The organism is Amycolatopsis cynarae (assembly GCF_026802195.1).
In the GTDB taxonomy this organism is placed as follows: Bacteria; Actinomycetota; Actinomycetes; order Mycobacteriales; family Pseudonocardiaceae; genus Amycolatopsis_E; species Amycolatopsis_E rhizosphaerae.
Genome location: NZ_CP113836.1, coordinates 2,822,996 through 2,847,480, shown reverse-complemented (window position 1 = coordinate 2,847,480; position 24,485 = coordinate 2,822,996). Strand labels below are relative to the sequence as shown.

Genomic DNA, 24,485 nt, shown 5'->3' with positions numbered 1-24,485 from the left:
TTACCCGAACTGACCCGACACCTGGAGGCCGATGTGCTGACGCTTCGGGGGCTGAGTCGACCGTGACAGATGAGAAGGCGAGCAACCAGGACCGGCGTACCCAACGCCAGAATGATTTCGGGCGATCCGCTGAACGGGCACTCCGCGGCCCCCGGGACCCGCTTCTTCCACCGCATCCCTTGCCCCTGCCGCGGCACCGAGGTACAAACAGAAAGAACCCGACTCGGGTTCGCGTTCGGCCGTGACGAGTGGTCCAGCGAAGGACATCCTGGGTGCCGGGTCTCCCATCCCGCTGTGCCGCACCGACAGCTAGGACACCCGCATGAATTGCGTAAGCGCTGTCTTCAAACGCCCCTCGTCGATCCTCGCGTCGACCGCCCTGGTGCTGGTGGCCTCCGCCGCGCCCGCCGCCGCCACCGCCACACCGCCCACCTACCGGGCCCACGACTACGCCGACGGCCGGGTCATGAGCATCGACCCTCCTGGCGAGAACGGTCTGGTCAATCTCACGCAGCTCGCGCAGTTCGAACTGACCGGGCAGCGCCCGCCCCACAGCAACGATCAGCTCGGACCGTATGCCGGGCTGCTGTACGGCGCGCCCTCACTCACCGATGCGGGCCTTGGGGCGTACTACGGCGACGAGTCGTTCGGGATCGCGCCCGGCTCCATCACCCGCACCGAGCACCCCTCCCCCGGGCAACCGGTCGTGATCTACCGCGACACGCGCGACATCCCGCACATCTACGGCGACAACGACGGGGCATTGGCCTTCGGCGCGGGCTACGCGCAGGCCGAGGACCGGCTGTTCCTGATGGACGTGCTGCGGCACTACGGCGAGGGCAGGCTCTCGGAGTTCCTCGGCCCGTCTTGCGCCGACGAGCAGATGGACCACGACCAGCTGCTGCTCGCGCCCTACACGCCCGCACAGGCCCAGGCCCAGGTGGACGCTCTGCCCGCGGAGTTCGGCGCCCAGGGCACCCTCGCCCGGCAGATGATGTACTCCTATGTGGACGGCGTCAACGCCTACGTGGCACGGACGGCGACCGACCCGGGTGCGCTCCCTGCCGACTACGCCGCGGCCCTGCAACCGCCGCGACCCTGGTCGGTCGCGGACGTGGTCTACGTCACCTCTCTGATCGGCGGCATCTTCGGCGACGGTGGCGGGTCCGAGGTGCACAACGCCGCGTTGCTCCAGTACTTGCAGGGGCAGCTCGGCCCCGCGCCGGGCAGGCAGGCGTTCACCGACCTCAGGCAGCGCAACGATGCCGACGCCCCGACCACTGTGGACACCGCGTTCCCGTACGAGATTCCCGGCCCGCTCGCCCCGGCGCTGACCGCGATGCCCGACGACGCCGGGAAACCGCTGACCGGCGGCCCGACCGGCACCACCCCCGGCTGCGACCTCGTCACCGCCAGCCAGGCCGCCACCGCTGTCGTGGCGAACCTGCTCGCCATGCCGCAGCACATGAGCAACGCGCTGCTGGTCTCCGCTCAGCACTCCGGGGACGGGCATCCCATCGCCGTGTTCGGCCCGCAGGTGTCCTACTTCGCGCCGGGCATCCTCGTGCAGGAGGACCTGCACTCGCCGGACTACGACGCCGAAGGAGCCTCGTTCCCCGGGACCGGTCTGGTGGAACTCGGCCGGGGCCAGGACTTCGCCTGGTCGGCGACCTCAGCCGGATCGGACCTGACCGACCAGAGGCTCGAACGCATCTGCGACCCGACCGGCGCGGCCCCCGCGCCGACCGGGAAGTACTACGAGTTCAACGGCCAGTGCCTGCCCATGACCCACGAGACGTTCACCGAGACCGCCGTGCCCAAACCGGGTGGCGTCGGCGCGCCCGCCGTGATCACCCACGACATCTACCTCACCGGGCACGGCATCGTGCAGGGCTGGACCACCGCGGACGGCGGTGCACCCGTCGCCGTGGTCGACCAGCGCTCCACCTACGGCCACGAGGTCGACTCGGTGGTCGGTTTCCTCCGCTGGGGCGAACCCGCCCTCACCCACGACGCGCAGTCGTGGATGACCGGGGCGGCCCAGATCGGCTACACGTTCAACTGGTTCTACGCCGACAGCCGCGACATCGCCTACTACAACTCGGGACTCGACCCGGTCCGGCACGCCGGTGCGGACCCCGACCTGCCCACCTGGGGCACCGGCGACGCCGAATGGCAGGGCTTCCTCCCGGCCGCCCAGCACCCGCACGCCATCGACCCGCCATCGGGTGTCCTCACCAGCTGGAACAACAAGCCTGCACCGCAGTTCTCGGCCGCCGACAGCCAGTACGGCTACGGGCCCGTCTACCGGGTGCGGATGCTCGACGCCCAGATCCAGGCCCAGCTCGACGCCCACGCCGGCCTTCTCACCCGCACGAACCTGGTCCAGGCCATGGAAACCGCCGCCAGCCAGGATCTCGACGGCCTGACCACCCTGCCGGAGCTGCTGCCCTACCTTGCCGGGCACGCCGAGCCGGCCGGCGTGCGGCAGATGCTCGACGTGCTCGCCGGCTGGAACGCCACCGGCGACCATCGCCGCAAGGCCGCGCCGGGAGACACCCAGTACGCCGACCACGCTGCCGTCGCCATCATGGACGTGCTGCAGACGAAGTTGATTCGCGCGCTGTTCGATCCCCTCCTCGCCGCGGGCGGCGTCACGGGAGTCGGCTCCACCGGCGGAGCCTCGGCCGCCGGCTACTCGGTGCTGCCCATGCAGTGGGTGAACACGCCCAACAGTGGCGGTGCGCACCTGGGCAGCGCCTACGACGGCGGCTACGAGAGCTACCTCGTCAAGGTGCTGCGGCAGCTTCGCAACGCCCCGGTCGGCACGCCGTTCGGCTCCGGCGTGCTGTCGAGGATCTGCGGCTCCGGCCCGGCGGACTGCCCCGCGGCGATCGACCGGGCCCTGGCGGACACCTACCGCACGCTCGTCTCCGCCAACGGCGGGTCCACCGACGCCGCGAGTTGGACCAGCACGCCGGACACGGTGGCCGCCAAGCAGACGATGCCGCAGTACGACGCCATCGCCTTCCGCGGGATCGGCATCGTCGGGCAGCCGGACATCGACTGGCAGAACCGGCCGACCTTCCAGCAGGTCGTCGAGTTCGACCGGCATCGCTGAAGTCGGGCTGATCTCGGCGCGAGGCCGTTCCCGCCGCCGTGAAGGCGGCGGCGGAGGGCCGGACGTAAATGATGTCGAGGGCCGTCGCCATGTTGGCGAGCACCGCGGGACGGACATCCTGGCTGCCTCGCTGGTGCGGGTCGAGTCGGGGCAGCAGTTCGTCGTCGCCGACCGATTGGCGTCGATGCCCGAGGTGGACGAGGTGCACCTGACCACCAGCGCCTACGAACTGATCGTCCACGCGTCGTCCGTGTCCGACAGCGACGCCCTCGAGTTCTACGTCCGCCACATCGAGCAGGGGGCCGGGATCCAGGAGTCGCTCTCAACGCATGTCGTCGAGACGATCACCCATGGCGCCGCTACCCTGCAGGACCACTTCGAGCAGTTCGACGAGCAGGCGTCGAAGGCCAAGGGGCTGTCCGGACTGCTTGACCTCGCCTGCGATGTGGCCACCGCGTCACTGGGCTCCGACCGGGTCCACCTGGCCACGGGCGAAGTGTGGCCCGACGACCCGGTACCGTCCCCGCGGCCGTCGATGATGCGCTGGCGGGGTCTGTCTTCGCGCTATGTCGAGGAAATCAGCGCCAAGGGCCAGGTCGAGGGGGTCGTGCTGCCCAACATCGTCAAGCACAACCAGCACGTCTTCGTCGCCGACGCCCAGACCGATCCGCTGTTCCGGTCGGTGACCGATCTCGTTGTCTCCGAGGGATTCCACGGCTGGATGGGCATGCCGGTGCGCGCCGGCGACACCCGGTGCGGCACGCTGTGCCTGTACTGGGACACCGTCATCACCTATCGGGAGGACCGGGTCCGCCAGGTCCAGCAACTGGCCGACATTCTCGGCAAACACCTGTCGCTCTACTCATCCGGGTCACCGAATGCCTCGGCGGCACTGGCCTGAGATTTCCCTTCGCTGCTCAATGGCAGGCGCACGGGCCATGCTCCGGCTCGCCGCGCGCGAGCAGCCCCGCGCTGGACCTCGTCAGCCCGTCGACGTCCTTCTCCGCTGGGATACGCTCGATGAGGGCGGAGCTGGGTCGCCGGTGACGCGGCCGCTGTAGTGCTAACCAGCAATACGCGGCACCCGTGAACAGCACTTCGCGCCGGCGACAGGTGACGCCAGGATATGTTCAGCCTGTGACAACCGGACCAGTCGTGGAGATCTACACCGATGGCGCCTGTGAGCCGAACCCCGGACCGGGCGGCTGGGGTGCCGTACTGAGATACGGCCGGCACGAGAAGGACCTGTACGGCAGCGAGCCCGAAATGACAACCAACAACCGGATGGAACTCATGGCTCCTATCCGGGCGCTGGAAAGCCTGAAGCGTCCCTCGGCCGTACAGGTCTACACCGACAGCATTTACGTGAAGAACGGTGTCACATCGTGGCTGTCGCAGTGGAAGAGGAATGGCTGGCAAACCAGTGCCAAGAAGCCGGTCAAGAACGTCGACCTGTGGCAGCGGCTCGACAGCGCCATAGCGCCTCACCAAGTCGAATGGCATTGGGTGAAAGGACATGCCGGACACCCGGAAAACGAGCGAGCGGACCGGCTGGCCGCCCGCGGCTGCCGCGAAGCACGCCTGGCGATGGGGGAAACCACGCCCGTGCACCGGCCAACCCCGCCCATCGGAGGCAATGCTCCCGCACGGCAGCGTTGCCGGGCCACTACTCGCGCCGGCGGGCAATGCGCCGTCGATGCCGGCCCATCGGGGCTATGCCATGTGCACAACCCCGAAATGCAATGCGGTGTCATTCAGAAGAGCGGGAAGCGATGCGCAGTCGCGACCGGTGGCGGGCGCTGCGCGCGGCACCAGGGAAACAATGACGCGGACGCTACACTGACGCCATTCTTGATTTGATCTCCGGCTGACCGGCGTGCTGGCCGCTTTGCTCTCGAGGACCGCCCGTCACTCAGGCCGGCGATCTTCCGCGATGAGGTCCGACTCGGCACCATCACGGCCCCGGAAGTACGCCAGGCCGAACAAAATCACCTTGAGTGACACCAAAGGCTCAGCTGCAACGGTGTCCACCACCTGTCCGGCGGGCAGCGCACGGCTCGGCCGTGCCCGACACTGGGATCGTGGGCCGAGGTCGCCGTCCATGGGGAGGAAGGCGGGATGCACTCCGTTCGACCACTGGTGGTGCTGAAGTGCAAACTCGGAGAGCTTGGCGCTCTCTGTAATCTCCGCTCGGGCAGTGACGCGCAAGTGAGACTGATGATCGAACTGCTCGATTCGGTCAAACCCGCAGGAAAGCTTCTCCCCGCCCTCGCCCGGGCCGCGGTGCGCCTCGCGGAGTTCGGGCGAACATTGTGGCTTGACACGACTTGGCTGACACCTGCCAGCCCACTCGCCCAGCGACCTGGAGGAGTGTTCGAGTACCTGGACACCATCATCGAGTCCGCGCTCCTGGAGGCACACGGGCTCTTCGCGTCCGAACTGCCTGGCCTGATACCCGTCGTCCCGGTCACCGCGTCCGACGACGATCTGCGCCGCGTACGACTCCTGCTGGAGCACAAGAGCCGGGACGTGGCGATCCGGGTACACAGCCCATGGATGCCGGAACAAGACCTGGCAGAGCACACCCGGCGCATCATGCGGCTGACCAGTGCCCAGACCGGGCAGGTCCACGCGATACTCGACGCCGGATTCGTCGAAGCCGTACACACCCACCATGTCCGTGCCGTAACAAGATCAGCCGCGGTTCTGTCGGGTCTGCTCGGCCCTGGGTCGACCACGCTGCTGGCCGGATCGATCCCGGCGATTCGAACCACCTACACCACAATCGAGCACAACCGTACGGAGGTCTCCTTGTGGCGCGAAGTGCGCCACAGCACGCCTGAAATCCGCTACGGCGACTACGGAGTAACACATCCCAAGCCGCCAATCGCCGGGAAGGGAGGCCGCAGTCCCTTCCCATTCCTCTGTTACACGGTTCCGCAAAAAATTGTGATCTTGCGGCGCAGGCTGGAGACAGGTGACGTACCGGCCGAGCTTTTCGCGGATCTGGCCGAGGAGCTTGTCGAGCGGGACGATTTCGCGGGGCCGGATTACTCGTGGGGAGATCACGAGTTCATGCGGTGCCGGCGCCGCGGCGGGCGAACCGCCGGGTCAGTGCCCAAGTGGGTTGCCATGGCCACGTCGCATCACCTCGAACACGTGTCACGCAGAACCGCAACCGACCTCTGAAGTGACTCCGTCTCGTACGGCGCCGTGTCCCGCGGCACGGCTACAACCTCGGCCAGGTCGCCCAATCCCTTCAAGTCGCTCTCGTCGCGTCCCCGGCGTCGTCGGCACTCGCACGGTCCTCGCCGCGTGACCGCTCTGGGCCCAGAAGTGCCACTCCGGCCCTATCTTGCCTCCATGCCAGGAATCGAGGTCCGCCCCGCCTGTCCTGCCGAGTTCGAACCCGTCGCCGGCCTGCGGTGGCGATGGGTGGCCGAACGCGATGGCCTGCCCGCCGCCGGGCGCGACGAGTTCGTGCGGAGGTTCACCGCCTGAACGGCACGGTTTCACGGCGTCACCGAAACTGCTGCAGGCGGAACTGCCCGGCACGGGTTTCAGTCGCGGTCGCGCCCGGGCGCCGCGGTCCAGGAAGTGGTAGTTGAGTTTCAGCAGCGCGCGTCCGGCCGGGTCGGCCTGGCCGATGATGGTGTCGATGGTAGGCAGGAGTTCCGCGCGGTCGGAGAAGCTGTCCACGACGGCGCAGTCGCAGAAGTAGGCGATCGCGCCGATCTCGCCGTCCGCATGAGCCGGCCGACCGCCGGTGAGGGTGCCGAGCGCGGCGTACTGGGCCGGGGTCCCCGCCGGCGGCGAGGCGCGACCCCGGACCGGCCTTCACCGGCGATCAACTCGACGGCAGGCACACCCACTACGTCGACTCCTCAGGTCCGGGCTGCTCGAAACGTGCGGAGTCTACGGGGAACCAGAGCGACCTGGATCACTCGGCCGCCGCAAGGCCGTGGGAACCGTTCGGCGCTCCCGGGAGTCTCACCTAGCCGGAAACGATCAACAGGAGCGTACTGTGCGGAAGTCACTGGGAATCGCCGTGGCCACGACGCTGGCCGTGGCACTCACCGGCTGCAGCGGGCAGGGGGCCACGCCGCAGTCGCCTTCGCAGCCGGGGCGGCCGGCCGCCGAGGGAGTGGAGACCGCGCCACGGGAGCCGCTGCCCGCCGCGTTCGACAACACCGCCGGCTGGCTGGTGCGAGAAGGTGACAGCGGCTACGACTCCCCTGTCGTCACCGCGGATTCCCGGCTGGTGCTGTTCCGTGCCAGCACCACGAAGTCCTCTCACGTCGAGGCCCGTGACGCGCGCACGGGCCGGATCGCCTGGGCCTCGGCGCCGGTCGGCATCGAGGAAGGTTTCGGCTCGCTGTCGCTGACCCGCAAGGACGGCAAGGAGTACGCGATCCTCACCGCGATGGCGACCGAAGGCGGCAACGGTGTGGACAAGGCCACCACCGTCTCCCGCGCCTTCGTGTTCGACACCGCCTCGGCGGGTAGTGAGGTCACTCCCCTGCACATTCTCACCTTCCCGGGCGGCAAGGCGAAGTTCACCGTGCAGGACAACGGCGTGCTGCTCGCCGCCAGCGGCAACACGGTGACGGTGGTGGATGTCTCCGACGGCCAGGAGACCCGGTATCCGGTGGCCGATCCCGCGCTCGACGCGCCGAGACCGTGCGTCCTTCTCGTGGGCACCTGCAACAAGCGGAACACTGTCGAAGGCCTCACCTCGGCAGGGCCGCTCGTCCAGGGATACTCCGCGTTCTGGATCACCGGCGGCTGGTTCAGCGGCGACGTCGTGCCTCCCGGGGCGTCGGCCCAGGAGGGTCACGACACGGCCGAGGTCGTCGCGATCACCGGTGATCTGGTCCTCGCCGCGTGGCCGGTCAAGGATGGCACCTCGGCCGCTCGCGTCTGGGCGCTGCACGATGGACGGACCGGGCAGGTGGTCGCGGCGGTGACCTGCCAGTGGCACGAGGCCGACGACCCGGTGGACGTCGAACCGGTCTCCTCGCCCGGCGGCCGCTTCCTGACCGCCGACCTCACCGGCTTCGACCTGGACCGCAAACAGGGGTTCTGCTTCCAGGAAACCGCTTCCCGCAAGCAGATCCACTTTTCCACGGTCGAGGACGACGGCACCGCCTACGGACAGGCAGGGCGCGACCAGGCACCGGCGGCGGTGTCCCTGCCCAGCGGTGAACCGGCGGCCCTACCCGCGAACACCCGGATTCCCGACCGGCTGGGCAGGGCCGTCGCGGTCTTCGGCACCTACACCGCCGGCGGCGAGAAGATCCTCATCTATCCGCGTGCGGCGAGGTGACGCCGGGCAGCCCCGTATACCAGCCGACCGCGATACGCACGATGACCTGCACAAGCTGCTTACTTTCGGCCGGTTTGGTATCCACCGGCACAGTAGGCGGCGACGACCGTCTCGAGCAGGTCGTCGAGGGCGGGCCAGGGGAAACCGGACCTGTCCTGGCGGAGCGTGACCAGGCCGTGCAGTGATGCCCACAGGCAGACCGTGACGGGGAAAGGGTCCTCGCCGGGCCGGCACGCCTCCACGGCATCGGCGAGCAGCCGCAGCGTGGGCATGCCCTTCAGTTCGTGCGGCTCCCAGGCCAGTCTGCCCGGGGTGCGGAACGGCACGCGGTAGTGACCGGGATGAGCCAGGCCGTACCGGCAGTAGGCGTGACACAGCGCGCGGAGGCGGGCGCGCGGCTCCGTCTCCGGCTCTGCCGCCGCCTCCAGTTCGGCGAGCAGGTCGGCGAACCGGGCTTCGAACACCGCGTCCAGCAAGGCTTTCCGGTCGTCGAAGTGCAGGTAGACGCTCTGTGGCGCGATACCCGCCTCGCGCGCGACACCGCGCAGGGAAAGCGCTTCCTCGTCGTCCAGCCGCTCCAGCAGCCGACTTGCCGCGGCGACCAGCTCGGCGGTGAGCAGCCGCGCCGGCGCCCGCACCGTGGCCACCTGCCCGGCGCTGTGCCCGAAACCGGTGTCGGTGGCATCAAGCGACAGGCCGAACCGGTCATGCCAGCCCTGCGCGGGCCAGACCTGCGTGCCACCCACCAGAACGGCGAGGTGATCGTCCTGCACCCGGGTCATCAGGAGGGAGTCCCTCACGGGACCGGCCGGACCGCGGAGCGGTTTCCGGCGGCAGGTCTGGTCAGGTAGTCCTGGTGCCGGAACCGCAGGGTGCTCAACCGGTATTCGAGCATGGACCCGGGCCAGTTGTTGGTGTTGCGGCCGCCGTCGAGATACCAGCTGCCGCAACCTCCGGTGTTCCACACCGTGGTCGCCAGCCGCCGCTGAGTTCGCCGCCTGATCACGGGATAGCCGAGGAGCTACCGGTGATGAGTCGTCGGGTGACTGGTGTGGCGATCGGCCTCGCCAGTGCCGGTGTCATGAAATCTTCATCGTTGGGTCGCCAGGCTTCGCGATCATGGTTGACCATCGAGGCTCCTCCGAGCGTGAGACGACCGAGTACACGCCGCCCGCGCGCGAAGCCTGGCCACCCACAGCGCCACCCCCCAATCCGTCACCGGCGGTGCGGACCACCCCCTCGATTCCTGCGCAGTATCACGGCCACCGGCCACCACCGGCCCGACGTTCCACGCTGCCATGGTTGATCGGTGGCGCGATCGCCGTGGTGATCGCAGTGGCCACCACGATCGTGGTCCTGACCTCACAGCACAGTCCCGATGGTTTCGTGAGCCCGACGCCGGCGTCCTCGGGTCCCGTGCGGCTGACGGTGGTTCTTCTCGACGATGTCAACGACCAAGCAGCGCAACGACTCGCCGCCACCGTGAAGACAATGCCGCACGTCGTCTCAGTGACGACAGCGCCGTGGTCGGAACCAACCCGACACGACGACCACTGTCCCGCCCGCGCTCCGGCGCGCGGCCGTCGCGGGCACGCCGCACGACCCGCTGTCAACCGAAGCCGAGGTACCCGGTGTCGCCGGCCAGAATCGCCATCCGCGTTCGCCGCAGCTCTTCCCCAGGTTCGACTTCGAAGTCGTCCAGCAGCCGGTCACGGATGCACCGGTACACAGCGAGCGCGTTCAGACGGGCTTCCAGCGCATCGTCCATCGGGTACGCCCGGCCCCGGCCGGGTCCAGGCTGTGGGTCACAAGGTACAGGCATTTGAGGGCGGCCTGCTCGATGGGGAAATACCCTCGCGCGCGGACCGCTCGCCGGTACCGAGCATTCAGGGATTCGATCGCGTTGGTCGAGCACAACACTTTCCGGATCTCCGCATCGCAGGATAAGGAACGGCGCTTCCGGCGAAGCAACCCGGAGGGCGGCTTCGCCGGGCACCCGGCGGCTTCAGCTGTTGTCGGCGTACACGTAGGAGGCCAACGGCGGTTCGGCGGCCACGTGCGGGTGGAGGGCGAGCTCTTTCGCCACCACGGCGGCCGAGGAGGCGTAGTCGGTGGCGAAGGTGACCGGATCGACGCCGGTCATGAACAGTTGCGCACAGGCGGCGCGGGAGACCCGGGCCGGGTCGGCCGGTCCGGCATGCGTCAGCGCGTCCATGGCGATGGCGTAGGCGGTCGGGTCGTAGATACCGACGGCGAGGTGTTCACTGGCGAGGTCGAGTGGGCACACATCCTGGATCGCGACGTTGGTGATGGCACCGCCGCCACCGTGGAGGCTGGTCGTACCGTGATCGTCGAGGTTGGGCTGCACGAACTCGTCGGTGCGGGTGTAGATGTCGGTGTAGGAAATCCCGGGAAAGGTTTCCTGGACCGAGTTCATCGCCTGGATGTAGTGCGAGTTGTAGGTTTGCTGCCACAGCGCCGGCGCGCAACCGGCCACGGGCGGACACATCGCGTCCACGACGACACTGCCGTGGTTGGTGGCGCCCAACGCGATGTAGTCGTCCACGATGGACCGCAGATCGGGCCAGAACCGCAACGCGAAACGGGGTTCCGTGCCACCCTGGCTGTGGCCGATGATGTCGACCTTGCGTCCGCTGAGCTGGTGAACGTACCGGATGGCGTGGACCACATACTCGGCGGAGATCTGGGCGTCACTCATCGCGTTGTCCGGCTCGGTCACGGAGCAATACGGCCAGTTCAGCTTGTCCAACGCCGGAAACCAGCTCCACCCGAAGTCCTCTCGTGGCGTGACCGTGGTGCCGGGCACGAACAACACGACTTCGCGGGTGGCGTTCCTTGCACTGGCCGTGCAGGTAACGCTCTTGGCCAACTGTTCGGCGGGCACCGACAGCGCCGGCCCCGGCCGGTCGATCGGCGCGAAGGCCAGCGCGGCCGGCGTCGTGGCCGCGGTGGCGGCGGGAGCCGCGGCCACACTCGACGCGCACGCGACGATCAAGGCCGCCACAGCGGCCAGGGCAGGTGAAAGGCGCATCGTTGCTCCCCTTCTCGAATTCTTAAACGGAGTACGAGTCCGTGCTTCGTTGGGACTTTCGGGGCGGATCAGGACGATCCGGGTTGCGGTACACCGAGCAGGACGCCCACCGCGGCCTTGGCACGCGCCGCGTCCGGGGTCTCACCGATGATCAGATCCGAATAGATGAACGACTCCGCGATCCGCACCAGCAGATACGCCATGTCGCGCACGGGCAACGGCAGAGTCAGGCCGTTGGTTTCCTGCTCGTCGGTCAGCAACCGGGCGATGCGTGCACAAAGCCGCCGCTGGAACTCCCCCGCCTTGGTGGTGAGCAACCGCAGTGTCCGTTCGGGTTCGCGCCGCAGGAGCACGACGAAGAATTCCGCGTTGATGACATCCCGCACGAACCCGTCGATGGCCGCGACCACGCGTGCGGCGTTGGTACCGTCCGCGCGGTGCACCGCGTGCCGCCACGTGGGTTCCGCCGTGGACCAGAGGATTTCGACGAGAAGCTGGTCGCGGTTGCCGACCCAGCGGAACAACGTCGCCCGGTCGACCCCGAGTTCGGCGGCCAGGTTCTTCATGTCCACCCGCTGGCCGGTCAGCACCAGCCGGCGGGCGAGCGCGAACGCGGTCAGCGGTCCTGGCTTCTCCGTCGAGTCCGTACCGCCCAGTTCCCGGGCGAGCTTCGTTGCGCCGCCTTCCACATCCGCCACGCCGTGCACCGTATCGATATCTGTGGCATCGGTGCAACACAATCACAAACGTTGCACTGATTTGGTTGAAACCATACCCGACCGGGTGACAGAGTCTCGACACGTCTGTCATGGCCGCACTCAACCGCGCCCGGTGACAGGATGGGCAATGTAGGTGCCCTTCATCATCTGCCTGCGCGGATAGGATCGATGCGACAAATCAGGACGAATGGGCACGGCCTGGCCCGATTGACCGAGGAGTTCGGCAACCGGGTGCCCGGAGAGGTGCTCGCGTTCTTCCGCGCGGTCGAGCAGATATCCCTGCCTGACCTGTGGAACGGCTACTTCATCGGGCCCGCTGACTGGACCGCGGAGCCAGGCATGTACGTGATGCCGCCGACCGCGTTGGACAACGGCACGTATATCCCGGAATCTCCGATGGCGACGGGCCTGCGAAAGATCGCGGAAAGCTTTGAGGAGTTCCTTACGAAGCTGGCCACCGCGGCGGTGACCGCCACCTCCGACCCGTTCGATCCGTATCGCCCTTGACCTGTAGTTGTCGGCGAAGCGCGCCACGTCGTCTGCCCTAACGCTCGGCCGCGGAATCGTGAAGTGCCACACCGTGCCTGCGGTCACGCCGCCGATCGCTTGCCGATCTCACATTCGACACCCGGCGACGACCACCGCACCTCCCCGCAGCAATCCCCGGCGCCGTCGATCGGGGTTTCGTGGCCTTCGTATCGGCCAGCAGCGCATCGATCACCGAGGGGTCCGCGCCTCGGCCAGTCGGCGGGCCGCCGCCAGCTCGGCGTCAGCATCGGAGTCGTTCTGAGTCACGCGGACGTCCCAGCCGACTGCTACGACACGCCCATGGCGTGACTCAATCGATATCTTGCTCCGTACCGATATACGGCACGATGTGCGTTCGGCCCCCACGGGCGCTCACTGGAGGTTTCAGTAGTTCCATGAACAACTCGTTCCGTGCGTGGCTCGCGGTCGCGCTGCTCGCCGGATTCCCTTTACTGGTCTTGCTTGTCATCGCCGCCATCGTCGCCATCGAACTGTATGCGCTTCGGGAAGGGCCGGTGGCGGCGCTGCGGGTCGGCATCGTCGCCGTTCCAGCTCTCGTCGTCCTGATAAGAGCGCTGCTCACCATCGAACAGAGCCGTGGTGACGCGGATCCGGGCCTGGCGTTGACACCCGAGGACCAGCCCGAACTGTGGGCTCTCGTCCGAAAGATCGCCGACGAAGTCGGCACCCGGCCACCGGACGAGATCCGGATCATCCCCCAGGTCAACGCGGCCGTACACGAGCGCACCCGCTGGCTCGGCCTGCGCGTGTCCCGACGCCGGCTGTACATCGGTGCGCAACTGTTCGCGGGGCTGCGCCAGGACCAGTTGTGCGCCGTGCTCGGCCACGAGTTCGCACACTACAGCAACCGCGACACCCGGTTCTCCGGCGCGACCTACCGCGGCCGTCAGGCGATCGCCCACGTGGTGACCGGCCTCGCAGACGGGAACACGTTCGCCAGGATCCTGCGCGGCGGGTTCCAGGGCTACGCCAAGTTGTACTTCACCGTGTCCATGCGCGTCTGCCGCACCCAGGAACTGGCCGCGGACGCGGCCGCCGCGCGCGTCGGGGGCACCGCCGCGGCCGTCGGCGCGCTGCGCGAGATCGAGGCACTCGACGTCGCGTGGCGGTTTTTCCTGAACACCTACGCCATGATCGGCTGGGCGGCCGGGTATCTGCCGGCGCGCCTCGCCGAAGGCTACCGGGCGCTTCTGGCCGATCCGATACGGTCGATGGAGATCGACGAGGTGCGCCGCAACCCGCCCGACGGCAAGACGTCGCGCTACGACTCGCACCCGGCGACGCTCGAGCGGATCAGGCTCCTCGAGTCCGCTCCCGTCGCACCCCCGCGGCCGGGCGGCGAGCGGCCGGCGAGCGAGATCCTGCGCCACTCCTTCGAGACGCTCGACGCGGCGCTGCTCACCGGCCTGTCCGACCAGGCCCAAATGAAGCGGCGCACGGACTGGCAGACTCTGGTGTATCTAGGTTCCCGGCACGACGTCGCCGAGGCCGCGGCAAAGATTCTTGGCGGCCGCACCGTGGGCGAGGCGCTGGCGTTGCTCGACGCCGCGCAGTTCGAGCCATTGGCCGACCCCGACCTGACGTTCCCGCCAGGCGCCGGCCCACGCGCTCGGCGGGAGCTCCTTGCCGGGTCCGTCCGCACGCGACTATCCATTGTGGCCAGAGTGGCATTCGCCGACGCCGGCGTGGCGCGCTGGCTGCTGTCCTGGTCCGGCCCGGCGGAGTTCGTGCTGGAGGAGCCGTACCACAACGCGCTGGGCTCGGCACTCGACGCCGCCACCGCCGGGCGGCCGGACACCAAGCCGCTTCGCGACCTGTTCGCGCACGCCGGCATCGCCCCCGGCTACCGGCCCACCGACCCCGTTCCGGTCCGTTCCTGAGCAGGAGAACTCGTCATGGGAATTCTGGGATTACTCTTCGACTCCAAGCGCCGCAACGGCGCCATCGCGCTGGCCAGGGCAGCCAGGGAGCGCGGGATGAGCATTGAGGACTACGTCAAGACGCTGACGCCCGAACAAATCGGGCACTATCTGCCACCGACAAAAAAGAAGAAGCGCCAGCTGGAGAAGTCGAAGATCGAGATGCCGGACGTGGCGCTCTTCGGCCTGCCATCGGACGAGGAGGTCACCTCCGCGGACTACGTCCCCGAGCCCGAGGTCGTCGACGCCCGCGACGCGTTCGCGGCCGGTGACAGCCGGCCGGCAGCGCAACTGCTCGCCGCGGTCGGCACCGACTGGGACCGCCGCGCCTACGTCGTCGGCGTGCTCGGTGATGCCGCCGCGAACGACGACTCGGGTCTGCGCGCCTGGCAGGCGACCCGGCCCGGCGACCCGGATCCGGCAATCGTCCACGCCGAGAGTCTCGTCCGCCTGGCCTGGCAAATCCGTAGCGGCCTGCAGGCGGAGAACGTCAGCCGGGAGCAGTTCGACGGGTTTTTCCGCGTGCTCGGCGATGCCCGGCCCGCCGCCCTCGCCGCCGCCGAACTGGCCCCCGCAGACCCGACGCCGTGGGTGACGATGTTGACCGTTGCTCGCGGCCGGCAGTTCGACAACGAGGCCTTCCGAGACGTGTGGGAGCAAGTACTCACCCGCGACCCACTGAACCACACGGCGCATACCTCTGCCTTGCAGTACTGGTGCAAGAAGTGGTTCGGCTCGCACGAGCTGATGTGGGCCTTCGCCGAGGAAGCCGCGCCGAAACACCCGAAGCTGGCCGTGCTGCCACTGATCGCCGCGCACGAGGCGGAGTTCGCCGGTGCCGGGGAGTCGGTGTGGCGGGAGGAGCGGGTCGTCCGCGCGCTGGACCGGCTGCTGCCCTGGCTCGACGGCGCAGGCCATAACCACCCGGGAACCAGGACCGCCCGGGCCTACGCGGCCAGGGCACTGGTCGAACTCGGCCGGGGCGACGAGGCGGTGGACCAGTTCCGGCACCTCGGCGTACACGCGGACGCCCACATGTGGGGCTACAGCACGAAAGGCGCTCGGGAGGAGTTCCGCAAGATTCGCTACCTGGCCTGCTACCGGGCCACCCGCCCGTGACCCGACCCGCCACGCCGGTACGTCCGGTGCACGCCCCCTCCTCGTCCCTGCGCCTGCTTGGCGTCCTGCGCGTCGCGCATCGCCTGGGACTACTGCTCGGCCAGCCGCTCCGCGTCCGCGCGACGGGTCCGGTCGGCGGTGTTCCTGGCCTGGTCGGCGTGATCCGGTCGCCGAGCGGGATATCGCCGCTGACGGCGGGTCAGTGCGAGCGCAGCCAGTCGCGGTAGTGGGTGCCGGCCAGGCGGGCGCCGTCGGGTGCGATCAGCTCATCGCCCTTGACCGCGGCGAACAGGCCCGCCGTGTTGTCGGTGACGACGTGACGGTGGTCGCCAGTGGCCTCGAGGGTGATCCGGCCCAGTTCGTCGAGCGTGAAGACGTCGGGGCCGCCGATGTTGCGGACGCCCCGAAGCGGAGTGCCGGCGGCGACCTCGGCGACCTCGGCGGCGACCTCGGCGGAGCTGATCGGCTGGATCGGAGTGGCGGGCAGGCGCACGACATCGCCGTCGGTGGTCCAGTCCATGGTCGGCGCGATGAACTCCATGAACTGGGTGGCTCGCACGATCGAGTACGGGATCGGCCCGGCCTTGACCAGATCCTCCTGCAGGGTCTTGGCCCGGTAGTAGGCAAGATCGGGCACCTGGTCGACGCCGACGATCGACAGCGTCACGATGTGCCCGACGTCCGCCGTCTGCGCGGCGGCCAGCAAGTTGGTCACGGTGGTGCGGAAGAAGTCGACGGAGGCGTCGTCGAACGTCGGCGAGTTGGTCACGTTCACGACGACCTCGGTGCCGCGGACGGCGTCGTCGAGCCCGTCGCCGGTGATCAGGTCGAGGCCGGTCGCGCGAGAGTGCCCGGTCGCGTCGTGTCCGGCCGCGGTGAGCCGCTGGATCACCTGGGAGCCGATGAGTCCGGTACCGATGACGGAGATTCTCATGAGATGTCCCTCTGGTTGTTGTTGTTGTTCGGTTCGACGCCCTGATGACCGGGGCGACAGGGTGTGCGAGTGCCGTGCCACCCCTCGACGAACGTGACCGTTTCATCCAGTGGTACCCGGCCCGTGCGGGCGTAGCCGACCGTGACGTCCTCGTACCCGATCGCCATGCCGCAGTAGAGAACGAGCCCGTCCGGCGGGGACAGGACCTCCGCGACGGTTCTGCGATAGACAGACCACGCCATCTGCGCGCAACTGTGCAGCCCTTCGGCCCGCAGCAGCAGCATGACGGTTTGCAGATACATGCCGACGTCGGACCATTGGGGCCGGCCCATTTCACGGTCGATGTAGCAGAACAGGGCGGCGGGCGCGCCGAAACATGCCCAATTCTCGGTGGCGGCCCTGCGCCGCGCGTCCCAGTCGTCACGCGAAATACCCAGTGAGCCGTAGCGCTTCTCGCCGAAATCGGAACGGCGTTCGCGGTACGGCGACTTCAGCTCCGACGGGTACATCTGGTATTCCGGCTCGTCCCAGGGGTCACCGGCGGCCGCGCGCTCACTGGCCCGCTTCTTGAGCTCGGCCAGCGGCTCGCCGGTCAGCACGTAGGCATGCCATGGCTGGAGGTTCGATCCGGACGGCGACCATGCCGCGGCGGACAGCACACGCTCCAGCACCTCTCTCGGAACCTGCTGGTCGGTGAATCCGCGCACCGCCCGTCGGCTCGTGACGGCCTCATAGACATCCATAGCAGCGCATCTCCCTGCTCGACTTCTGCTCACTGTGGCTTCTCGGGCTTCTCGCCACCCTCAATGCCGACGTCACCGGGCTCCTGGGGTGTGGCACTTCCGGGGCGGATCGCCCCGTAGAGGACGGTGTCGACGGTCGCGCGGAGAAGATCGGCCGCGGTGCAGTTGAGTTCGCGCGGCAGTTGCGAGTTGAGCAGTCGCTCCACGGCGCCGCGAGTGATCTCGCCGAGCAGTTCGGGCGGCGCGGACAGCAGGCCGCGCCGGTGCCCGTCCCGGAACAGGGCGTCGAGCCGCTGGTAGACCACGGCGTCGATGCGTTGTTCCACGTGCCGGCGCAGGACCGCGTCACCGCGCCCGCTCGCGAGTTGGGCCGCGCCGATCCGCCCGAGTTCAGCGCACGCCGCGATCAGGAACTGTCGTACCTGCTCACCGAACGGCTTGTCGCGGGCTTTCTCGGCCGCCGCGACCAAGGTGCGCTCGATCGCGCCGAACTGCCGGTCGAGCACGGCCGTCATCAGACTGTGCTTGTCAGGGAAGTGCCGGTAGATCGTCTTCTTGGCCATCCCCAGGTCACGGGCCAGATCGTCCATGCTCACCCGCCCCGGACCGGGCGCGAGAAACAGCTGGCCGGCCGCATCGAGGATCAGATCGGCCCGCCGCTGGTCAGACACTGAGGAAACTGAATTGGTTTCCATAGTTTCCATAGTTGCCCGTTGCCCGTCCGATGTCAAGGCACGACGCGGGGACACGGGATGAGGTGCACTATGAAGCTCATAGGGACGGAGCTTTGTTCGCGGTCACCGTGCCCGCATGGGACGCCTCGTCCACATCGGATTAACGGAGGAGGGGGATTGTCCGGCAACACGATCGAAAAGACGCGGAGACGTTACGATCCCCAGCTCTGGGGCGCCGGGGTGATCTCGGCCGCCCGCCAGGCCGCTGTGCTGTTCGTCTTCTCCGGGCTGGGCGCGCTGCTCGCCATTCCGCTGTTCGCCACCAGTGCCCAGGCAATGCTGATCGTGGCTCTCGTCGACCTGGCCTTCGGTCCGCTGGCCTGGTTCCTGCCCTGGCGGCGATGGCCTCCGTGCGCGCCGGTGGCGCTCGCGCTTCCCGCGTTCGCCATGATGGGACTGGCAACCTGGGCGATGGGCAGCTACGTCGGGTCGACCGTGCCGTTCCTGTTGCTCGGTTTCGTGTGGCTGGGCCTGCACTTCCCGGCGTGGGCGACCTGGGCCCTCACGCCGCTGGCCACCGCGGCCTATGTCGCCCCGCTGATCGTGGCCCACCGGCCCAGCGTCGTAGTGCAGAGCGTGTTCGTGATGATCCCCGTGCTGGTCGCGGTGGCTCTGCTCGTCGGACAGCAGGTGTCCCACATCGAGCGGGTGCAGTCGATGCTGCGCCGCTCCAACGCGTGGCGGGCCACGCTCGCCGCGACACTGGCCCACGACGTGCGCTCTCCGCTCAGCGCACTGGAGGTGGCACTGGAACTGCTCATCGACGAGGACACGCCCAGCGACCAGCGCCGCACGGTGGGTATCACCGCGCAGCGCCAGGTACACCGGATCAAGCAGCTCGCCACGGGCCTGCTCGACATGGACCGCATCGACAGCAAGGGCGGTCTCAGGCTGGATCTCAGGAAGGTCCGGCTGCGAACCGAGATCGAGAACGCGGTGGCCGACCTCGCCGAAGGTCACATCGTGCTCTACGCCGACCCGGAACTGACCGCCGAAGTGGACCCCGAACGGTTCGAGCAGATCGTGTTCAACCTGGCGGCGAACTCGTTGCAGCACGCCGGGCCGCCGGTGCACATCACCGCGGAACCCGCCGGGCCGGACGTGCGGATCGAGGTCCGCGACTTCGGTTCCAGCGTGCCGCCGGAGCTGGTCCCCGAACTGTTCCAGCGCTTTCCCGGGGGCGACACGCACCGTTCCACCGGTTCCGTCGGGCTGGGCCTGTGGATCGTGGGGGAACTGGTCAAGGCGCACGGCGGGACGATGACCTACCAGAACGCCGAGCCCGGCGCGCGGTTCGTGGTGACGCTGCCGGCCCAGCACGACAACATGCCGGAATCCACCTGACCCGGGAACGCGTGCGGCACCGTCCTACGCCCCGGGCGGCCGCCCGTAAGTGGCCTGGTCCATGATGTGGCGGCGTCGTCAATACCAGGCGCTCAGCCGGGCGAGCGGCCGGTGAGGCAAGGCCACGTGCCGGGCACGCGGCCAGCGAGCCGTCATAGGGCACAACCCGGTGGTAGCCACCCACGTGCAGGGACCTCCTCCTGGAATTGCCGCGCCAGTTTCGTCGCGACGTCGCGGTCGATCCGCCCATCGGCCGCGACGAGATCTCGGTTGATGCTCCCGGGATGGTTCCCCGCATAATGTTCAGCAACGCAAGACACACACCAGTTGCGGGCCGCCGGGATTCCGCATGGCGCCACGTCTTTGGTTGGTGACGGGCGAGAACCCGGGCCCGGCCATCGCGTGGAAGGACGCCTGCGGCGCCGACGGTGAAGGGCCGGTCCCGGTCGCTCCCCCGGACTCCTGCCAGAAGCGAAGCCCACCATCGAGGACGCTGACACCCGCTTCCGGCTCCACCAAGTCCTCGACGAGCGGTAGCGCCGGTCGACGGTCGCCGCCGGCCAGCTCGGCACAGCCCCGGTATGCCGCTCATCGACAACTCTCGCCGACGCATCAGTGATCAGCTAGGCAGAGCATCCGCAACAACGCGCTTCCGCGGCCTACCTACAGGCGCTCTTTCGGCCCGAGAACTTCTGGGCCATCATCGAAGGTACACCACTCATGCTCACTGAAAAGGAGCAAGACGAGATGGACAACGGAGCTACCGGAATGCCTGGCCGTCCGTGGGGAGCCACCAGGATGGGCCCCTACCCGCTCACGGTGCAGGTGCCGTTCACCGCGGTGGACATCGACCCGGCCACACAACTTGGCGTGTTCCGCGACGCGTCGGGGCGGATAGTGAACATGCAGCGTACCCGGCAGCCCACGAGTGACTCCACGTCGACATCCACATCCACGTACACGTCCACGTCCACCGGCATGGTCGACTCCAGCGACAGCGACGACTCCGGCGACAGCGATTCCAACAGCGATTTCAATTCGGACGAGTACTCCGACTGATGCCCAGGGCGCAGGAGCGATCGGTACTGGTGGCCACCGAGGCAGCCGACGTCACCGCAGACATGGTGATCTCCGAACTCAACCGGATCGGCTGCCCGGTGACCAGGTTCGACCCCGCCGACATCGGCAACGGCCTGACGGTGACGGCCCGGTTCGGCGACCTCCTGCCCCAGCTAACCGGGCACCTGCGCACCCCGTCCAGAACCTCCGAACTCGGTGCGGTGCGCTCGGTGTACTGGCGCCGCCCTCGCTGGCCCGAGTTCACGCACCTCGACGACGCCGATGCACGGTTCGCAGCGGCACAGGTGCGCCACGGCTTGGGCGGCACGCTGTATGCCCTTGACGGCCCGCTGTGGGTGAACCATCCCTCGCGCATCGCCGCCGCCGACTACAAGGTGGCTCAACTCGCTGCGGCGGCACGTCTCGGACTCCGTGTGCCCCCGACTTTGGTGACCAACGACCTGAACGAGGCGAGGGAGTTCATCACCGCCCACCGAGAGGTGATCTTCAAGACGCTCCGCTGGACCCCCTACGAACGGGACGGAGTCAGGATGACGACGTGGGCCGAGCCGGTGACAGTCGACGACCTGGACGAGACCGTCGGCGCAGCACCTCACCTGTTCCAGGCCCGGGTGGACAAAACCGCTGACCTCAGGGTGCTGATCGTGGGAGAGCAGGTCTTCGCGGTGCGGATCGAATCCGGCCTCCTGGACTGGCGCAAAGACTACTCGGCGCTCTCCTACCGCGTGGTGGACCTGCCGGACCGCCTCAGCCAGACATTGCGGGACTATCTCGGTCACTTCGGCCTCGTTTCCGGTTCCTTCGACCTTGCTCTCGACCAGAACGGCGAACCGCACTGGCTGGAGCTGAACCCGAACGGGCAATGGGGCTGGCTGGAGACGGAAACCGGATTGCCGATGGCCACGGCGTTCGCCGAACTGCTTGCTTACGGAAAGGCGGGTAGTCCCGGGTGTTAGCTGCCCCCATTCGGGGCCACCGGGCTCGGTGGCACGTTGCGAAGAATCGGCGCGATTTGGAGATGACAAGCCTCTCTTCGTGTTTCGGCAACGAAGGTTTCCGGCAGGGCGACGATTTCGCTGCGCGGCACATCCGGCGCTTGGCCGCCGCGGCTCAGCGCACAGGCATCGTCACCGACGACGGGTAGTCGCCGCCGGTGTAGATCATCATCGGCCCGAGCGCCTGTACACCGGCGTCCGGCAGCGGGGCCAGGTGAGGTATGTCGAAGCCCTCGACGGCCAGGCGCAGCCGATGACCGGGCTGGATGGCCGCACCCGTCGGGAAGATCTCCACGTCCACCGGCGCGATCGTGCCCGGCGGCAGGGCCTCCTTCGTCGATTTCAGGAACGGGTGCCAGGGCTGGATCAGCTTCCCGTCCAGGTACCGCGACTTCGCCTTGTCCAGTGCCCGCTGAGAAACGCTCTGCCAGCCACCGGTGATCCGGTGAACACTGCCGTCGGGCGCGACGTCCTCGAGTGCCAAGGACAGCAGGCCGTCGCCTGAGGTGGTCGAGACGTACAGGCGTGCGTTGATCGGCCCCTGGAACCGCAGCGTCCTGGTGACGGGTGCGGAGTCGAAGGCGAGCCCGCTGGCGTCGTTCAGCCGATTGTCGTTCCAGCACGGCAAATCCTTGAGCACCACGGACGGCAGGCCGCCGGTCCACTGGTCGGTCGAGCGCGTGCACAGGCCGCTGGCCGGGAGCGGCTGAAGTATCGACTTCCCCGCGGCCGCGGCGCCCGCGGTCAGGCCACCGGACTTGACCGCGGTGGCCGAGGAACCGGAGAGCTGGAAGGACTGCGCGGACAGGTCGCTCGCGATCCACTGGTCCGTCCGCACCCACCGGCCGGTGCCCTGCTCGTAGTAGGTCACCGGCGCGATCTGGTCCAGGCCGGTGTCCATCCCCTTGATCCAGTGGTCGAACCAGCGCAGTTCGAGCTCGGCCAGCGACCCGTAACCAGCGCCGCCGATCTCCTTGCCCGACCCGGCCTGCAGGTGGTCCCACGGTCCGTCGATGAACTTCACCGGTGTCCCGGCGCGCTGGATCCCTTCGAACAGCAGGGGCTCGCCGCGCTGGAAGATGTCGTACTCGCCGCCGACGATGAACGTCGGCACCCTCACCTTGTCGATGTGCGTGATCGGCTTGCGCTCCGCCCAGTACGGCCCGTCGTACGCCACATCACCGCCCAGCGCTCCCGACAGGACTTCCGGCAGGGTGCCGCCGACGCCGGCGGCGAGGTGGTCGACGGCCATCGTCAAAGCCGACTGCGGCTCCCTGAGGCTGAACGCGGGCGGGATCGCCCCGGTCCCGGAGACGAGCAGGAACCACTGGGGCAGGAAAGCTGCGTCCAGTTCCCCACCTGCGGCGGCGACATCGCGGTAGGGGTCGGCGCTCGGCACCGTCGGGAAGATCGCCTTCAGTCCGGGCGGCTGCTGCTCGGCGGCGAACAGCTGCTCGATACCGAGGTATGAACCACCCTGCATGCCCACGTCGCCGTCGCTCCACGGCTGCCTGTGCGCCCAGGCCACGACCTCACCGGCGTCCCGGCTCTCCCGCTCGCTGAACGCGGACCATCGGCCCTCGGAACTGCCCGTGCCCCGCGCATCGACCCAGAGCTCCGCGTAGCCCCGGTCCACGAAGTAGTCGGCAGGCACGTCGGCGCCCAGGAGGGTGCCGCCGTTGGTGCCGATCGGCAGCGACTTGTTGTACGGCGTGATCGTCACCAGCACGGGCAGCTTCTGCGTCACCGCCTTGCCGTCCGCGGTCGCCGGGAACGTGAGGTCGCCGCGCAGGATGGTCCCGTCGCTCATCGGGATCGCCAGATCCTTGACGGTCACCGTCTTGTGCCACTGTTCGGGCCTCGGCTTCCACGTCGTCGTACCGGCTGCGGGCGGGGACGCGGCCTGTGCAGGGGCGGCGGATCCCGCGACCGGCACCATCGCGCTCAGCGCGAGTGTGATGACGGGGAGCCCGGGCCACCATGCTTTCGGCTTCATGATCTCAGTGCCTCCAAAGCGCGCGCGTGCCGGGAACGAGCTTGAGCCGCGGCGGTGAACCTATTTACTACCGCCACGTAGTAAATTGCTACGGTGACGTAGTAATTGTCAAGTGGTCCGGCTACGCTGTGCCCGTGGCGCAAGGGAAGGGACGGCAGAGGCGGACGTACGCAGCCCGGATGCCCGTCGAGCAACGCCGGCAGCAACTGCTCGACGCGGCTCTCGCGCTGATTGGGCGTGACGGCTACGCCGGTCTCACCATCGAGGCGATCGCCGCCGAGGCCGGAGTCACCAAGCCCGTCGTCTACGGCGTGTACGCCAACCTCGCCGACCTCCTGACCGCGCTCATCGACCACACCCAGGCCGAGGCCCTCACACAGATCCTCGCGGCCTTCCCGGCAGACCCCGGGCGCCTGAACTCACCGCAGATCATCGCCGACATCGCCCGCGGATGGGCGCAGGCGGTACGCGAAAACCCCCGGATCTGGGCGCCCGTCCTGCTTGCCGGCCCGCAGACGCCGACGGAGGTACTCGAACGGATCGAGCAGGGCCGCCAGGCGATTCGCGGCGCCATGGCCCGGTTCATGGGCGGCGGGCACGAGATTGGCGTCAAAACGGCCGAACGGCACCGCTGGATCGCGCACATGGTGCTCGCCTCCGCCGAGCATTTCGGCCGGATGATCCTCACCGATCCCGGAGTGATCTCCGACGACGAGATCGCCACGCTCTTCCAGGACATGATCACAGGACTCCTGTTTCCGCCGTCCTGAAGGCACACAAGCGCACATCGCACGGCCCATCACGGACGAAAACCGGAAGCATCCTTCGCCACGGTGGCGCCCTCGAAGTGCCAG

At 68.3% G+C, this 24,485-nt stretch carries 21 protein-coding genes and 2 pseudogenes; 13 read left to right on the top strand and 10 right to left on the bottom strand.

Translation table 11 applies throughout. From position 1 onward, the window contains the following. Window positions 1–322 precede the first annotated feature (322 nt). The 6 genes and pseudogenes from ORV05_RS13485 (at window position 323) to ORV05_RS13460 (ending at window position 8,447) form a co-directional block, all read left to right on the top strand. On the top strand, window positions 323–3,121 hold the full coding sequence (locus ORV05_RS13485; RefSeq protein ID WP_268758831.1) for a penicillin acylase family protein: 2,799 nt from the start codon (window positions 323–325) through the stop codon (window positions 3,119–3,121). A 133-nt stretch (window positions 3,122–3,254) separates the two neighbouring features. After that, the gene (locus ORV05_RS13480; protein ID WP_268758830.1) at window positions 3,255–4,022 is read left to right on the top strand and encodes a GAF domain-containing protein; all 768 of its coding nucleotides are present in this window, start codon (window positions 3,255–3,257) and stop codon (window positions 4,020–4,022) included. 236 nt (window positions 4,023–4,258) lie between these two features. After that, window positions 4,259–4,702, top strand: a pseudogene (gene rnhA, locus ORV05_RS13475) (ribonuclease HI); the annotation flags it as partial. A 537-nt stretch (window positions 4,703–5,239) separates the two neighbouring features. Continuing rightward, window positions 5,240–6,310: a beta family protein gene (locus ORV05_RS13470; protein WP_268758829.1), complete on the top strand. Its 1,071-nt coding sequence runs from the start codon at window positions 5,240–5,242 to the stop codon at window positions 6,308–6,310. Window positions 6,311–6,484: 174 nt separating this feature from the next. Further along, window positions 6,485–6,622, top strand: a complete 138-nt coding sequence (locus ORV05_RS13465) for a hypothetical protein (RefSeq protein WP_268758828.1) — start codon at window positions 6,485–6,487, stop codon at window positions 6,620–6,622. Window positions 6,623–7,145: 523 nt separating this feature from the next. Continuing rightward, window positions 7,146–8,447 (top strand): hypothetical protein, encoded by a 1,302-nt coding sequence (locus ORV05_RS13460; RefSeq protein ID WP_268758827.1) that lies wholly within the window; start codon window positions 7,146–7,148, stop codon window positions 8,445–8,447. A gap of 59 nt (window positions 8,448–8,506) precedes the next feature. On the opposite strand, the gene ORV05_RS13455 is transcribed toward ORV05_RS13460, so the two are convergent. The 6 genes and pseudogenes from ORV05_RS13455 to ORV05_RS13430 form a co-directional block, all read right to left on the bottom strand. After that, window positions 8,507–9,229: a TetR/AcrR family transcriptional regulator gene (locus tag ORV05_RS13455; protein WP_268758826.1), complete on the bottom strand. Its 723-nt coding sequence runs from the start codon at window positions 9,227–9,229 to the stop codon at window positions 8,507–8,509. 14 nt (window positions 9,230–9,243) lie between these two features. Beyond that, window positions 9,244–9,453, bottom strand: coding sequence for a hypothetical protein (locus ORV05_RS13450; protein WP_268758825.1), 210 nt, complete (start codon window positions 9,451–9,453; stop codon window positions 9,244–9,246). Between the two features lie 603 nt (window positions 9,454–10,056). After that, window positions 10,057–10,215 (bottom strand): BTAD domain-containing putative transcriptional regulator, encoded by a 159-nt coding sequence (locus tag ORV05_RS13445; RefSeq protein WP_407652751.1) that lies wholly within the window; start codon window positions 10,213–10,215, stop codon window positions 10,057–10,059. Beyond that, window positions 10,188–10,394 (bottom strand): annotated as a pseudogene (locus ORV05_RS13440) (transposase); the annotation flags it as partial. The pseudogene ORV05_RS13440 and the gene ORV05_RS13445, both read right to left, overlap by 28 nt. A 58-nt stretch (window positions 10,395–10,452) precedes the next feature. After that, window positions 10,453–11,499: an esterase/lipase family protein gene (locus tag ORV05_RS13435; RefSeq protein ID WP_268758824.1), complete on the bottom strand. Its 1,047-nt coding sequence runs from the start codon at window positions 11,497–11,499 to the stop codon at window positions 10,453–10,455. A 68-nt stretch (window positions 11,500–11,567) separates the two neighbouring features. After that, window positions 11,568–12,197: a QsdR family transcriptional regulator gene (locus ORV05_RS13430; RefSeq protein WP_268758823.1), complete on the bottom strand. Its 630-nt coding sequence runs from the start codon at window positions 12,195–12,197 to the stop codon at window positions 11,568–11,570. A 228-nt stretch (window positions 12,198–12,425) separates the two neighbouring features. On the opposite strand from ORV05_RS13430, the gene ORV05_RS13425 reads away from it, so the two are divergent. The 3 genes from ORV05_RS13425 (at window position 12,426) to ORV05_RS13415 (ending at window position 15,805) form a co-directional block, all read left to right on the top strand. Continuing rightward, a complete protein-coding gene (locus ORV05_RS13425; protein ID WP_268758822.1) occupies window positions 12,426–12,725 on the top strand; it encodes a hypothetical protein in 300 nt (99 codons plus the stop codon). A gap of 416 nt (window positions 12,726–13,141) precedes the next feature. Then, the gene (locus ORV05_RS13420) at window positions 13,142–14,647 is read left to right on the top strand and encodes a M48 family metalloprotease (RefSeq protein WP_268758821.1); all 1,506 of its coding nucleotides are present in this window, start codon (window positions 13,142–13,144) and stop codon (window positions 14,645–14,647) included. A gap of 15 nt (window positions 14,648–14,662) precedes the next feature. After that, complete coding sequence (locus ORV05_RS13415) at window positions 14,663–15,805, top strand: DUF4034 domain-containing protein (RefSeq protein WP_268758820.1); 1,143 nt, start codon at window positions 14,663–14,665, stop codon at window positions 15,803–15,805. 199 nt (window positions 15,806–16,004) lie between these two features. On the opposite strand, the gene ORV05_RS13410 is transcribed toward ORV05_RS13415, so the two are convergent. The 3 genes from ORV05_RS13410 to ORV05_RS13400 are packed head-to-tail and all read right to left on the bottom strand — an operon-like array spanning window position 16,005 to window position 18,153. Then, entirely contained in the window at window positions 16,005–16,739 is a 735-nt protein-coding gene (locus ORV05_RS13410) for an SDR family oxidoreductase (RefSeq protein ID WP_268758819.1), read from the bottom strand. Then, complete coding sequence (locus ORV05_RS13405) at window positions 16,736–17,482, bottom strand: nitroreductase (RefSeq protein ID WP_268758818.1); 747 nt, start codon at window positions 17,480–17,482, stop codon at window positions 16,736–16,738. Before ORV05_RS13405 ends, ORV05_RS13410 begins: the two co-directional genes overlap by 4 nt. Before the next feature lie 29 nt (window positions 17,483–17,511). Next, window positions 17,512–18,153, bottom strand: a complete 642-nt coding sequence (locus ORV05_RS13400; protein ID WP_268758817.1) for a TetR/AcrR family transcriptional regulator — start codon at window positions 18,151–18,153, stop codon at window positions 17,512–17,514. Window positions 18,154–18,333: 180 nt separating this feature from the next. Between ORV05_RS13400 and ORV05_RS13395 the strand changes: the two genes are divergently transcribed. The 3 genes from ORV05_RS13395 (at window position 18,334) to tgmB (ending at window position 21,596) form a co-directional block, all read left to right on the top strand. Further along, window positions 18,334–19,560 (top strand): sensor histidine kinase, encoded by a 1,227-nt coding sequence (locus ORV05_RS13395; protein WP_268758816.1) that lies wholly within the window; start codon window positions 18,334–18,336, stop codon window positions 19,558–19,560. A gap of 747 nt (window positions 19,561–20,307) precedes the next feature. Beyond that, window positions 20,308–20,619: a putative ATP-grasp-modified RiPP gene (gene tgmA / locus ORV05_RS13390; RefSeq protein WP_268758815.1), complete on the top strand. Its 312-nt coding sequence runs from the start codon at window positions 20,308–20,310 to the stop codon at window positions 20,617–20,619. Beyond that, entirely contained in the window at window positions 20,619–21,596 is a 978-nt protein-coding gene (gene tgmB / locus ORV05_RS13385) for an ATP-grasp ribosomal peptide maturase (RefSeq protein ID WP_268758814.1), read from the top strand. Before tgmA ends, tgmB begins: the two co-directional genes overlap by 1 nt. Window positions 21,597–21,750: 154 nt before the next feature. On the opposite strand, the gene ORV05_RS13380 is transcribed toward tgmB, so the two are convergent. Then, window positions 21,751–23,631: a CocE/NonD family hydrolase gene (locus ORV05_RS13380; RefSeq protein WP_268758813.1), complete on the bottom strand. Its 1,881-nt coding sequence runs from the start codon at window positions 23,629–23,631 to the stop codon at window positions 21,751–21,753. Between the two features lie 179 nt (window positions 23,632–23,810). Here ORV05_RS13380 and ORV05_RS13375 point away from each other — a divergent pair, with 179 nt between their 5' ends. Then, window positions 23,811–24,401 carry a TetR/AcrR family transcriptional regulator gene (locus ORV05_RS13375; RefSeq protein WP_268758812.1) on the top strand — a complete coding sequence of 197 codons (591 nt, stop codon included), beginning with the start codon at window positions 23,811–23,813 and terminating at the stop codon, window positions 24,399–24,401. Window positions 24,402–24,485: the final 84 nt, after the last annotated feature.

What these genes read in the sequence shown, in the direction of transcription:
- ORV05_RS13470 (WP_268758829.1), top strand. Translation starts at nt 5,240, where the DNA reads ATGCACTCCGTTCGACCACTGGTGGTGCTGAAGTGCAAACTCGGAGAG.
- ORV05_RS13485 (WP_268758831.1), top strand. Translation starts at nt 323, where the DNA reads ATGAATTGCGTAAGCGCTGTCTTCAAACGCCCCTCGTCGATCCTCGCG.
- ORV05_RS13380 (WP_268758813.1), bottom strand. Translation starts at nt 23,631, where the DNA reads ATGAAGCCGAAAGCATGGTGGCCCGGGCTCCCCGTCATCACACTCGCG.
- ORV05_RS13410 (WP_268758819.1), bottom strand. Translation starts at nt 16,739, where the DNA reads ATGAGAATCTCCGTCATCGGTACCGGACTCATCGGCTCCCAGGTGATC.
- ORV05_RS13415 (WP_268758820.1), top strand. Translation starts at nt 14,663, where the DNA reads ATGGGAATTCTGGGATTACTCTTCGACTCCAAGCGCCGCAACGGCGCC.
- ORV05_RS13435 (WP_268758824.1), bottom strand. Translation starts at nt 11,499, where the DNA reads ATGCGCCTTTCACCTGCCCTGGCCGCTGTGGCGGCCTTGATCGTCGCG.
- ORV05_RS13375 (WP_268758812.1), top strand. Translation starts at nt 23,811, where the DNA reads ATGCCCGTCGAGCAACGCCGGCAGCAACTGCTCGACGCGGCTCTCGCG.
- ORV05_RS13455 (WP_268758826.1), bottom strand. Translation starts at nt 9,229, where the DNA reads ATGACCCGGGTGCAGGACGATCACCTCGCCGTTCTGGTGGGTGGCACG.
- tgmA (WP_268758815.1), top strand. Translation starts at nt 20,308, where the DNA reads ATGGACAACGGAGCTACCGGAATGCCTGGCCGTCCGTGGGGAGCCACC.
- ORV05_RS13405 (WP_268758818.1), bottom strand. Translation starts at nt 17,482, where the DNA reads ATGGATGTCTATGAGGCCGTCACGAGCCGACGGGCGGTGCGCGGATTC.
- tgmB (WP_268758814.1), top strand. Translation starts at nt 20,619, where the DNA reads ATGCCCAGGGCGCAGGAGCGATCGGTACTGGTGGCCACCGAGGCAGCC.
- ORV05_RS13420 (WP_268758821.1), top strand. Translation starts at nt 13,142, where the DNA reads ATGAACAACTCGTTCCGTGCGTGGCTCGCGGTCGCGCTGCTCGCCGGA.
- ORV05_RS13445 (WP_407652751.1), bottom strand. Translation starts at nt 10,215, where the DNA reads ATGGACGATGCGCTGGAAGCCCGTCTGAACGCGCTCGCTGTGTACCGG.
- ORV05_RS13465 (WP_268758828.1), top strand. Translation starts at nt 6,485, where the DNA reads ATGCCAGGAATCGAGGTCCGCCCCGCCTGTCCTGCCGAGTTCGAACCC.